The sequence below is a fragment of the Flavobacterium ginsengiterrae genome (assembly GCF_039539785.1).
Lineage (GTDB): Bacteria > Bacteroidota > Bacteroidia > Flavobacteriales > Flavobacteriaceae > Flavobacterium > Flavobacterium ginsengiterrae.
The window spans coordinates 152,205-164,045 of sequence record NZ_BAABDU010000009.1 but is presented as its reverse complement, the minus strand read 5'-3'; the positions used below and the strand labels follow the sequence as shown (position 1 = coordinate 164,045).

Here is an 11,841-nt window from a genome sequence, read left to right as displayed (position 1 = left end):
CGCACTGCTGTGCGTCTCTAAAATTAAATGGGCTATTGCCTCTCTACAGGAAACTGGGGTTTTAAAAAATAATGCTTTACATATATATTAATGTATCAAAAAACAAACCCGACAGATTTTGAAACCTGTCGGGTTGGATATACATATATATGTATAGTATAATACTACTTATTAATTTCTTTTGCTTTTTTCTCCCAATGCGTCATTAGGTTGTTATAGTTTACAGGATTTGCCGGAGGCTGATTTACCAAACGTCCGGATTCGAAACCGCGAATTAAAATTGTTTCTATTAAATAATCTTCATTGACTTCGTAAGGTTTGTATTCTGTCTTCAAACTTATATCAAACAAATTTGCTGTTGTGTTTGAAACAAAAGCTTTAAAACCACTTTTTAAAGTTTTTATTAATTCATAGGTTGTTTTCCCGGTTTGTCGATGCACGAGTTTTACAAGAATCTGCCCTTGTTTTCTGGAAAGCTTTTTGAGTCTGTCTTCAAACTCATTATTTAGATAATCTTCTACAATTTTAAAATACTTCTTTTTTTCACGACTGGTCTTTAATCTGGCCATTCCGTTATTTAATGCTGTTAGTCTGTCGGCTGCTAATCGAGCATACGGATATACCTTGTATACTCTCATTTGCAGAATCTGAAATTGTTTCAATTCTTCAGCACTCATTTGCTGTCCTTTTGAAATAATTATTTCAGGAAGCTGAATCGTATCATTCAGTATTGAATCTTTTTCTGTTAATATGTATCCCATTTCCTGATTCTCTTTTGGGGTAACTTGGGCCTGACTTGTTAATGAAATAAATAGTATAAATAGAATGAAGCAGTTAAATCTCATAGAATCTTAATTTAAACGTAAAATTATATATTTATACACAACTCTAATACCAAATTTATAAATTAGCGCAAAAATATTTTTATGAGCACAAAATCTATACTAAACGATACCTCTATTGCTTTCCTGGAAAGCTATCTAAATAATGCTTCGCCTACCGGATATGAAAGCGAAGGACAAAAACTCTGGATGAATTATCTAAAACCGTATGTTGATACTTTTATTACAGATACATACGGTACATCTGTTGGGGTTATTAATCCGGATGCTCCTTTTAAGGTTGTTATTGAAGGCCATGCCGATGAAATTTCATGGTATGTAAACTATATAACAGAAGACGGATTATTATATGTAATTAGAAACGGCGGTTCAGATCATCAGATTGCTCCTTCTAAAAGGGTAAACATTCATACCAAAAAAGGAATCGTAAAAGGTGTCTTTGGATGGCCGGCTATTCATACCCGTTTAAGAGACAAAGAGGAAATTCCTAAATTAAGCAATATTTTTATTGATTTAGGCTGTGAAACTAAGGAACAGGTTGAAGCAATGGGTGTTCATGTAGGCTGTGTTATTACATATCCTGACGAGTTCATGATTTTGAACGAAAACAAATTTGTATGTCGTGCTATAGACAACAGAATGGGTGGTTTTATGATTGCCGAAGTTGCCCGTTTATTGCATGAGAACAAAAAAACACTTCCTTTTGGTTTATATATTGTCAACTCGGTTCAGGAAGAAATTGGTCTTAGAGGTGCAGAAATGATCGCTCATACCATAAAACCAAATGTTGCTATTGTTACCGATGTGTGCCATGATACCACTACTCCAATGATTGACAAAAAAGTAGAAGGCGATTTAAAAATGGGTAAAGGCCCTGTTATTGCTTATTCTCCTGCAATTCAAAACAAACTTCGCGATTTAATTGTAGACACTGCCGAAGAAAACAATATTCCTTTTCAACGTCATGCAACATCCAGAGCAACCGGAACAGATACTGATGCTTTTGCTTACAGCAACGGAGGTGTAGCTTCGGCATTAATTTCTCTTCCATTACGATATATGCATACTACAGTAGAAATGGTTCAAAGAGAAGATGTTGAAAATGTCATTCAGCTTATTTATGAATCATTATTGAAGATTGAGAATAACGAAACATTCTCTTACTTCAAATAAAAACTATCTTTATATTAAATTCGGCTGTTTTTTTAATGGCCGAATTTTAAAATTCCCTCAAATATGAAAATACTACTACTCGAAGACGATTTTACTTTGTCTAAAGAAATATCGGCATTTTTTACTACTAAGCAATTCGAGTGTGTTCCTTATTATGATGGATCTTTACTGCTAAAAAAATATTTTCCGTATGAATATGATTTAATTATTCTGGATATTAATGTACCAGGAATAAATGGAATTCAGGTTTGCAAAGGCATTCGCGAAGTTGACAAAAAAATACCTATTATAATGCTGACAGCTTTTAGTGAAATTGAAGACAAACTGGCTTCCTTTGACAGCGGTGCTGATGATTATTTGGTTAAACCTTTTCATTTTGAAGAATTATTTGCCCGAATTTCATCATTATTAAGAAGAAAAGAAATTCCGCAGCAAACGGAAAATAAAATCATTGTTGAAGATTTAGAAATACTGGAAGATGAAATGAAAGTTTTTCGTTCAGGTGAAGAAATAAAACTGACTCCAAAAGAATTTAAGCTGATTTTAATTTTGGCTCATGCCAAAGGAAAAGTGCTTTCGAAACAGTTTATTGCAGAGAAATTGTGGGATTATCATATTGAAACCAATCAAAATACAATTGAAGTTTATATAAACTTTCTTAGAAAGAAAATTGACAAAGAGCACGAAACTAAACTTATTCGAACCAAAATTGGTTACGGTTATTATTTAAGTAACAAAGAATGACATTAAAAAACAGAATATCACTACTGGTAAGTTTGTTGTTTACAATCCTTTTTGGGTTGGCATCGACCGTGATATTTGTTTTGTATTCTAATTTTAGAAAAGAAGAATTTCGTGAACGCCTTGAAATAAAAGCGCTTTCAAACATTAAACTTTTAGTTAATGTAAAAGAAGTCGATGATCAACTGCTTAAAATGATTGATCAAAATTCAATTAATAAGTTATATGATGAAAAAACTTTGGTTTTTGATTCTCATTTTAAACTTATTTACAGCAGTATCGACGATGCCAAAATTAATTGGTCTGTTGAAGATTTAAAATACCTTAAAAAACACAAAACATTTTTTAAACAGCAAGGTGATTATGAAGTATATGGTGTTTTTTATGATACAAATGAAAAAGATTTTTATGCTCTAATTTCGGCAACTGATGATTACGGAAAAAGAAAACTCCTTTTTTTAAGATATACTTTAGTTGTATCATATATATTCTTTACCTGTATCTGCTGGGTTTTAACTTCATTTATGGTTAGAAAAGCAATGAATCCGCTGGGATTATTTCATCAAAAAATAAAAAATATCAACGAAAATAATCTTGATACCCGTATTGAATCTAAAAGCAATAAAGATGAAATTGATTTAATTGCAAATGAATTCAATTTCATGATGGATCGCATTGAGGTTTCTTACCAAAGACAAAAAGAATTTACAGCTCATGCCTCGCACGAATTAAGAACTCCTTTGTCGAGAATTACATCTCAAATTGAAAATACAATTACCGACCCTTCAACATCTATTAAAGGAAAAAACTTTCTGACCACAATTTTATCAGATGTCAATCATTTAACGCAATTAATTAGTTCTCTATTAATATTATCTAAAATTGACAACAATAAAGAAAACGAAGACAATGAAATCCATAGAATGGATGAAATCTTATTTTCGGCTATTGAAAATCTAAAAAAGAGTTTTCCGGAATTTATCATTTTGTTTGAAATTGAAGAAAGTGAAAATTTAGATACGGCACTGGAAATTAAAGGAAATAAAAACCTTCTTGAAATTGCATTAATCAATGTTTTAAAAAATGCCTGCATTTATTCTGATAATAATCAAGCACTAGTAACCATAAGCACTCAGGAAGAGCAACTTGTAATTTCAGTTTTAAACACCGGAAAAACATTAAGCGAAAACGAACAAAAAAATCTTTTTGAACCTTTTATGAGGGGACAAAATTCTAAAGGAACATTAGGCTTTGGTCTTGGATTACGTATTGTAAACCGAATACTAAAACTCCATAAATCCCACATAACTTACAGTATTCCAGATGATAATATAAATTTATTCCAATTATTCTTTCATTAATATTTTATTTTAAGCTAATTTTAAGGTAGATTTTAAGCCCTCTTAAAGTCTGGTGATAGCATATTTGTATAAAATAAAATAGATACAATGAGAAAACTATATGCAATATTGCTGCTTGTACTCTTTAATCAGGTAGTTATGGCTCAAAAAACAATCACACTTCAAGATTGTGAGAGCCAGTTTTTAAAAAACAATCTTTTTTTGCTGGCCTCTCATTATAATATTGATGCTGCGAAAGCGATGACCATTCAATCCCGAATTTGGGATAACCCAACCATTACCGCAGAATTAAATGCTTATAACCCAGAAAGGGATAAGTTTTTTGACATTGGTAAACAAGGACAAAAAGCGTTTGGCATTGAACAGCTAATTTATTTAGGCGGAAAAAAACGTAATGAGGTTAAACTCGCCAAAACTAATGAACAATTAGCAGAATTACAGTTTAATGACTTACTAAGAACATTAAAATTACAGCTACGTCAAAGCTTTTATACCGTTTACTATAACACAAAAAGTCTTGAAATAACAGATAAGCAATTAGTTCATATCGAAGACTTAATCAACTCCTACTCTATTCAGGCACAAAAAGGAAATATTCCGCTGCGAGATGTTGTTCGTTTACAATCATTGTATTTAAATTTTAAAAACGAGCGTATGGAAGTAGTAAACAGCAGTATTGAAGAGCAGGCAAACTTAAAACTACTTTTAAACTCTACCGAAACTATAATTCCTGATGTTTCAAAAGACGATTTTAATAAATATCTAAAAATAATACCTTTTGATCTAAAATCTTTTGAAGATGAAGCTATTGCGAATCGTCCAGATTATTTAGCCAAGCAAAAAGAAATCGAAGCTAATGAACTGAATGTAAAATGGCAAAAATCACTTTCGGTTCCTGATATTACTTTAGGTGCCAATTATGATCAGCGAAGCGGTGCCTTTAACAAAGAAGCAAATGTGTCAGTCGGAATTCCATTACCTCTTTGGAACAAAAACAAAGGAAATATTAAAAATGCGCAGGCCGTTTTAGCTCAGTCAAAAGTTGAAAAACAAAATTTTGATCTTCAGTTAGAAACCGAAATTACATCGGCTTGGAATAAATGGGATGAATCACGTAAAAATTATGCGGTAATTAAACCAACCGTAAATGCTGATTTCGAAGCGGTTTATAATGGAATCTTAACCAATTTTCAAAAACGTAATATCAGTTTACTGGAATTTACAGATTTCATGGAAAGCTATAATCAGGCCAATATTCAGGTTAATGAATTAAAGAAAAAACTGGCTCTTTCAGGCGAAGAACTAAATACTACCATCAACAAGGATTTATTTTAAAATTAAATAATAATGAAACATACACTAATTATAGGGATTGCAATAGTAAGTTTATCGCTTACAGGCTGTAAAAAAGAAGTAGATAATCCGCAGACTAATACTTCATTTGTTTTGAGCGATAATATGCTTAAAACTACCACAACGGCTGTTGCACAAACGCAGACTGTAAAAAATGAATTAAGTTTTTATGGAAAAATTACTGCTGACAATAATAAAATGATTGATGTTTACCCGCTTGTGGGCGGAAATGTTATGAAGGTAAATGTTGAACTTGGAGATTATGTAAAAAAAGGGCAAGTTTTAGCAACCATAAAAAGTACTGATGTTGCCGATTTTGAAAAGCAGTCTATCGATGCAAAGAATGATTTACTGGTTTCAAAAAACAAACTAAAAGTGGCTCAGGAATTATTTGACGGAAAATTAAATTCTGAAAGCGATGTTCTTGAAGCTAAATCGGAAGTAAATAAAGCGCAGTCGCAATTAAGCAAAATTCAGGAAACCTATAAAATTTACAATATTAAAGCCGGTTCTATTTATGAAGTAACGGCTCCTATAAGTGGTTTCATTATTCAAAAAAGCATTAATCAGGATATGCTTTTACGTTCTGACCGTTCTGAAAATATTTTTGACATTGCCGAAATCAGTGAAGTGTGGGCAATGGCAAATATCAATGAAATTGATATTAATAAAATTAAACTGGGAATTGATGCCAGCGTTACTACTTTAAGTTATCCTGATAAAGTATTTAAAGGAAAAGTCGATAAAATTTTCAATGTAATTGATCCGGAAACCAAAGCCATGCAGGCGCGTATTAAACTTCAAAATCCAGGTTTTTTATTAAAACCGGATATGAACGCTAATATTAAATTGTCTTACAATGAAAATGAGTCAATGATAGCCATACCAAGTAACGCTATTGTTTTTGATAAAAGCAAAAACTTCGTTATGATTTTTAAAGACCGTCACAATATTGAAACAAGACAAGTGGAGGTTTACAGAGTTGTTGGCGACACAACCTATATCTCAAGCGGTTTAAAGGATAATGAAAAAGTCATTACCAATAATCAATTATTTATTTATCGCGCTTTAAACGATTAAGACATGAACAAATTCATACGAAATATAATTGCTTTTTCACTTAAGAATAAAGCATTTACCTTCTTTTGGGTAGGTATATTGGCTGTAGCTGGATTTATTTCCTTTAAACATATGCCAATTGATGCTTTTCCGGATGTTACTAATACCCAAATCATTATTATTACACAATGGAATGGTAAAAGTGCCGAAGAAGTAGAACGTTTTGTAACGACTCCTATTGAAATTTCAATGAACTCGGTGCAAAAGAAAACCAGCGTGCGCAGTATTACCATGTTTGGTTTATCAGTAATCAAAATTATTTTTGATGATGGTGTCGATGATACCTTTGCCCGTTTTCAGGTCAATAATTTATTAAAAAACGTAACACTTCCAGACGATGTAGAACCAGATGTTCAGCCTCCTTACGGACCAACGGGCGAAATTTTCAGATATATTGTAAAAAGTAACAGCAGAGACAGCCGTGAATTATTAACCTATCAAAACTGGGTTATAGACAAACAATTACGCGCCGTTCCGGGAGTTGCAGATTTAAATGTTTTTGGAGGTCAGACAAAAACTTATGAAGTTGGAGTTGATCCGGTAAAATTAGCTAAATATAACATCACACCGCTTCAGGTTTATAACGCCGTTGACGCAGGAAACGTAAATGTGGGCGGGGATATTATCGAGAAAAACGGACAAGCATTTGTTGTTCGCGGAGTCGGGCTTATAAAATCCAGAAAAGACATTGAAAATATTATCGTAGATCAAGCCGGAGGCAATCCAATTTTAGTTAAAAACGTTGCTGATGTTTACGAAAGTTCGATGCCTCGCGTGGGACAAACCGGAATTGGAAATAATGATGATGCCGTAGAAGGAATCGTTGTTATGCGTAAAGGCGAAAATGCTCAGGAAACTTTAGCATTAATAAAAGATAAGATTAAGGACTTAAATGATAATATTCTTCCAAAAGATATTAAAATTGAAACTTTCTACGATCGCGACAACCTAATGAATTTCACTACCGAAACGGTAATGCATAATTTATTTGAAGGTATCATTTTAGTTACCTGTGTAGTGTTTCTTTTCATGGCCGACTGGAGAACTACTTTTACAGTTTCTATTGTAATTCCGCTTTCGCTTTTATTTGCATTTTTATGCTTAAAAATGATGGGAATGAGCGCCAACCTGCTGAGTTTAGGTGCGGTCGATTTTGGAATTATCATTGATGGTGCCGTAGTAATGGTTGAAGGACTATTTGTTGTACTCGATCATAGGGCGCATCAGTTAGGAATGACGGCGTATAACAAAATTGCAAAAGGAAGCATAATTAAGAAAACCGGAACAGAAATGGGTAAAGCTATTTTCTTTTCTAAATTAATTATCATTACAGCACTGCTTCCAATATTTTCTTTCCAGAAAGTAGAAGGAAAAATGTTCTCTCCTCTCGCATACACATTAGGTTTTGCCTTAATGGGAGCTTTAATTTTTACGCTGACACTCGTTCCTGTTTTATCTCACATATTATTGAATAAAAACGTTAAAGAGAAAAATAATCCGTTTGTTAATTTTTGGGACAAAAATGTCGCAAAAGGTTTTGCATGGACATTTAAACATAAAGTAAAAACATTAGTTATTTCTTTTTCTCTTATTGCAGTAACATTTTTTTCTGCAACATTTTTAGGGACAGAATTTTTACCTCAGTTAAATGAAGGAGCATTGTGGGTAACAGCCGAATTACCAATGAGTACTTCCCTGCCCGAAAGTGTCAAGACTGCCGCCATGATCCGAAAAGATCTGGAAAGTTTTCCTGAAGTAAAAAATGTGCTTTCGCAGACTGGCCGAAGCAATGATGGAACTGACCCAAATGGATTTGGATTTATTCAGCTTCAGGTTGATTTAAAACCAAAAGCAGACTGGAAACGAAAAATTTCAATGGATGATTTAATTAATCAAATGGATGAAAAACTAAAAGTTCATCAGGGAATTACTTATAATTATTCACAGCCTGTAATTGATAACGTTGCCGAATCTGTAGCCGGCTTTAAAGCCTCAAATGCTGTAAAAATTTACGGAGATGATTTAGATAAACTCGATGAACTTTCAAACCAAGTACTGGCAAAAATTAAAGATATTCCGGGAATTAAAGACGTTGGAATTCTTCGAAATGTTGGTCAGCCGGAAATTAGTGTAATTCTTGATCGAGAAAAAATGGCTGCTTATGGTGTAACTTTAAGCGATGCTCAGGCAGTTTTAGAATTAGCTTTTGGAGGAAAAACTGCCACTCAAAAATATGAAGACGAAAAGAAATTTGATGTCAGAGTTCGTTTTTCTAAAGAATATCGAAAAGATGAAGAAGATTTATCAGAATTAAAAGTACCAACCATAAGCGGTGCCAAAATTCCTTTAAAAGAAATCTGCGACATTAAAACGATAACAGGACCGGCATTTATATACAGAGACAACACAAAACGTTTTATTGGTGTAAAATTCTCTGTTCGTGACCGAGATTTAGGAAGTACAATTGCCGAAGCACAATCAAAAGCAGCTGAAGTAAAAATGCCTCCGGGATATACAACCGGATGGACTGGTGAATTTGAAAATCAGGTTCGTGCCAGTGCGCGTCTGGCTCAGGTTGTACCAATCAGTTTAATTGGAATATTTGTGTTGCTATTCATCTTATTTGGAAATTTCAAGGATTCTCTTCTTGTATTGGCCAATGTTCCGTTTGCCGTAATTGGAGGAATCATTGCTCTGCATTTAACCGGAATGAATTTCGGAATTTCGGCGGGAGTTGGTTTTATTGCCCTTCTGGGGATTTGTATTCAAAATGGTGTAATCCTGATATCGGAATTTCATCATAATATCAAGGCTAAATTCTCATTAGAAGATTCTATTTTTATGGGAGTAAAAGCCAGAACAAGAGCGGTAGTCATGACAGCACTTATGGCTTCGATAGGTTTAATGCCTGCTGCGATTTCAACAGGAATTGGATCAGAATCGCAAAAACCGCTTGCAATTGTAATTATTGGCGGATTAGTAACAGCTACAATCTTAACATTATTGGTTTTCCCAATCTTGTTTTGGATTTTCAACCGAAAAAAACACGCACCGATAGAATAACGGTTTTACGATAAAATTAATTTTGGTTAGATTAATTTGGTTTAGAAAGGAAAAGCATCATTATTTATAATGGTGCTTTTTTGATTTATATATCTAAGGAAAAGGCATAAAAAAACGGCCTTCTGCTCAAAGAAGGCCGTTTTACTAACTCAAACTTTTTAAACTGTTTTAAAGCTTATTTTGCATCTTTTAAAATTGCAACTGCTTCTGCTGCATTAGATAATTGTGCATATTTTAAAGCTGTGTATCCTTTTTCATTTTTATCAGATGGACGAGCTCCAGCTGCTAATAAAACTTTAATAATTTCTACTTTATTATAACGAGCTGCTGTCATTAAAGGAGACATATCGTCTGCTTTTTCGTTAACATTAGCACCGTACTCGATAAATTTCTTTACTGTGTCGATATCTCCTTTAGCTACTGCAACTACAAGAGGTGTTCCTTCATATACAGCTGATACTGTAATTTCATTTTTAGCAGCTGATGTGCTGTTTGAAGCCATAGAAACATTTACAAATGCAACTGAAGCAAGACCTAAAGAAATAACTGATTTTTTCATAATGATTGGGTTGTTAAATTGATTGATAATTATTTGATTGATGATGAATTTTAAATTCTGTAACAAATGTAAATTAAAAAACGGTATATTGTATAACAAAGTACCTTGTTTTAACTAATTCTTAACTTTTAGTTAATGAATTCGAAATATTAGCTTTTTAAAATTCAAATTCTATATAAAAGACGCAGCAAATGTAGAAATGTTACACGAAATCGAATATTTTTTTAAAATTTATGATAAAGAAATTAAGAAAAACGATAAAGAATAGTTTACTCTTTTAACTATACAATAACAACATGTATAAAAAAGGCAGAAATTTTTCATTAAAAGAAAAAAAATAACCTAGTTTTTGTGGATTTGTCATGAAAATTGACCGTGTAAGTAAAAAATTAAAAATGAAAGAAAAAGCTTATTTTACAACGAAATAGTATTGTCGTTTCTATTCATTTTAACATGTACTTTTTAATCATTATAAATGTGTTTCAGCTTAAATTTTGCACTGTATATGTTTTTTAAATCGTTTTCAAACAAAGTATACGGATCATTATAAAATTTAATAAAATCAGGAACACTTATTTGTTCTGGAAAGGGGGCATAATAATGTGTTGGACTTACAGCATCGTTACGCCAGACTAAAACGTAGCAAAGCTCCAGCTTTTCTTTTTGAAGAGAATGTAATAAAACATTAGTCCACCAGTCTGCATTTGGAATTGATTCTAAACCAGTTTCTGTAAAAGCGGCCAGTTTTTTCTTTTTTATGGCTGTATCAGAAATTATTTTGAGTTTCTTTATTCCTGCTTCTAAATCGTATTTTCCGTCTCGTCCAAAATCTCCGTAATCATCCATTCCAAATAAATCGACATAATTATCACCTGGATAACGTTCCAAATATTCAGATTCATTGTTAAACCGATTATCCGGAGAATAAGCATAAATGAAATTGTGAACCTGTAAAGTATCACGCAAATAAGAAATTGTAAACTGCCAAACGGCGATAAAATCTTCTCTTGAAGTATATTTTCTGCCCCACCAAAACCAGTCACCATCAAATTCATGAAAAGGCCTAAAAATCATAGGAACCAAATTTCCGTCTTTTGCTTTTGCAGAATGAGCAAAATCAGCAATAGTTTTTAAAATTTCTTTGTACTCTTCGTGGTGAGAACCGCCTTCTTTTATTAAAGACATTGCAGGAACTGAAATGGAATCTTTCCAATAAAATCCACCGCCTGATGCAGGATTATTAAAATGCCACGAAACGGTAGTAATACCGCCTCTTTCATACGTATTCATTACATTTTTTCGTAAAGCTTCTTTTGATTTTTCGGTTTCTTCTTTAGTACGCCCTGAAAAATCGCTGAAATCTATTCCAACCACAGCCGGATGAGAACCTGTAACTAATTTCACATCGGATTTATTGGGCTCGTTCGACCATCCGTGTCCGTATTCAAGCGCATGCTGGTGTCCAAACAAAATATGCGATTTCGAAATGGTTTTAAGATTCTTGTAAAGGTTTTTGGTTTCTTTTGTTGCTTTTTTATCTATTTGGGCAAAAAGAAAATGCCCTGTTATTAATAGAAATAACAAGGCAATTTTTGATTTATTATTTTTCATGGTTTAAATAGTTAGTTTA

The 11,841-nt window shown here is 32.8% G+C and carries 9 protein-coding genes; 6 read left to right on the top strand and 3 right to left on the bottom strand.

Annotated features, from left to right (window positions below; all coding sequences use genetic code 11):
- Positions 1-164 precede the first annotated feature (164 nt).
- Positions 165-845: a DUF4294 domain-containing protein gene (locus tag ABD859_RS22105; protein ID WP_345146914.1), complete on the bottom strand. Its 681-nt coding sequence runs from the start codon at positions 843-845 to the stop codon at positions 165-167.
- Positions 846-926: 81 nt separating this feature from the next.
- Between ABD859_RS22105 and ABD859_RS22100 the strand changes: the two genes are divergently transcribed.
- From ABD859_RS22100 to ABD859_RS22075, 6 genes are all read left to right on the top strand, one after another.
- On the top strand, positions 927-2,015 hold the full coding sequence (locus ABD859_RS22100) for a M42 family metallopeptidase (RefSeq protein ID WP_345146913.1): 1,089 nt from the start codon (positions 927-929) through the stop codon (positions 2,013-2,015).
- A 63-nt stretch (positions 2,016-2,078) separates the two neighbouring features.
- Positions 2,079-2,759 (top strand): response regulator transcription factor, encoded by a 681-nt coding sequence (locus ABD859_RS22095; protein ID WP_345146912.1) that lies wholly within the window; start codon positions 2,079-2,081, stop codon positions 2,757-2,759.
- Positions 2,756-4,117 carry a HAMP domain-containing sensor histidine kinase gene (locus ABD859_RS22090; protein ID WP_345146911.1) on the top strand — a complete coding sequence of 454 codons (1,362 nt, stop codon included), beginning with the start codon at positions 2,756-2,758 and terminating at the stop codon, positions 4,115-4,117. The genes ABD859_RS22095 and ABD859_RS22090 overlap by 4 nt, the downstream gene beginning before the upstream one ends.
- An 87-nt stretch (positions 4,118-4,204) precedes the next feature.
- The gene (locus tag ABD859_RS22085; protein WP_345146909.1) at positions 4,205-5,452 is read left to right on the top strand and encodes a TolC family protein; all 1,248 of its coding nucleotides are present in this window, start codon (positions 4,205-4,207) and stop codon (positions 5,450-5,452) included.
- Positions 5,453-5,464: 12 nt separating this feature from the next.
- Positions 5,465-6,550 (top strand): efflux RND transporter periplasmic adaptor subunit, encoded by a 1,086-nt coding sequence (locus ABD859_RS22080; RefSeq protein WP_345146907.1) that lies wholly within the window; start codon positions 5,465-5,467, stop codon positions 6,548-6,550.
- A gap of 3 nt (positions 6,551-6,553) precedes the next feature.
- Complete coding sequence (locus ABD859_RS22075) at positions 6,554-9,652, top strand: efflux RND transporter permease subunit (protein WP_345146905.1); 3,099 nt, start codon at positions 6,554-6,556, stop codon at positions 9,650-9,652.
- 175 nt (positions 9,653-9,827) lie between these two features.
- Here the strand turns inward: ABD859_RS22075 and ABD859_RS22070 are convergent, their stop codons facing one another.
- Positions 9,828-10,211: an ankyrin repeat domain-containing protein gene (locus ABD859_RS22070; protein WP_345146904.1), complete on the bottom strand. Its 384-nt coding sequence runs from the start codon at positions 10,209-10,211 to the stop codon at positions 9,828-9,830.
- A 462-nt stretch (positions 10,212-10,673) separates the two neighbouring features.
- Entirely contained in the window at positions 10,674-11,822 is a 1,149-nt protein-coding gene (locus ABD859_RS22065; RefSeq protein ID WP_345146902.1) for a glycoside hydrolase family 26 protein, read from the bottom strand.
- Positions 11,823-11,841: the final 19 nt, after the last annotated feature.

Excerpts from the sequence above, each read along its gene's own strand:
- ABD859_RS22105 (WP_345146914.1), bottom strand. The coding sequence starts at position 845 with ATGAGATTTAACTGCTTCATTCTATTTATACTATTTATTTCATTAACA.
- ABD859_RS22100 (WP_345146913.1), top strand. The coding sequence starts at position 927 with ATGAGCACAAAATCTATACTAAACGATACCTCTATTGCTTTCCTGGAA.
- ABD859_RS22095 (WP_345146912.1), top strand. The coding sequence starts at position 2,079 with ATGAAAATACTACTACTCGAAGACGATTTTACTTTGTCTAAAGAAATA.
- ABD859_RS22090 (WP_345146911.1), top strand. The coding sequence starts at position 2,756 with ATGACATTAAAAAACAGAATATCACTACTGGTAAGTTTGTTGTTTACA.
- ABD859_RS22085 (WP_345146909.1), top strand. The coding sequence starts at position 4,205 with ATGAGAAAACTATATGCAATATTGCTGCTTGTACTCTTTAATCAGGTA.
- ABD859_RS22080 (WP_345146907.1), top strand. The coding sequence starts at position 5,465 with ATGAAACATACACTAATTATAGGGATTGCAATAGTAAGTTTATCGCTT.
- ABD859_RS22075 (WP_345146905.1), top strand. The coding sequence starts at position 6,554 with ATGAACAAATTCATACGAAATATAATTGCTTTTTCACTTAAGAATAAA.
- ABD859_RS22070 (WP_345146904.1), bottom strand. The coding sequence starts at position 10,211 with ATGAAAAAATCAGTTATTTCTTTAGGTCTTGCTTCAGTTGCATTTGTA.
- ABD859_RS22065 (WP_345146902.1), bottom strand. The coding sequence starts at position 11,822 with ATGAAAAATAATAAATCAAAAATTGCCTTGTTATTTCTATTAATAACA.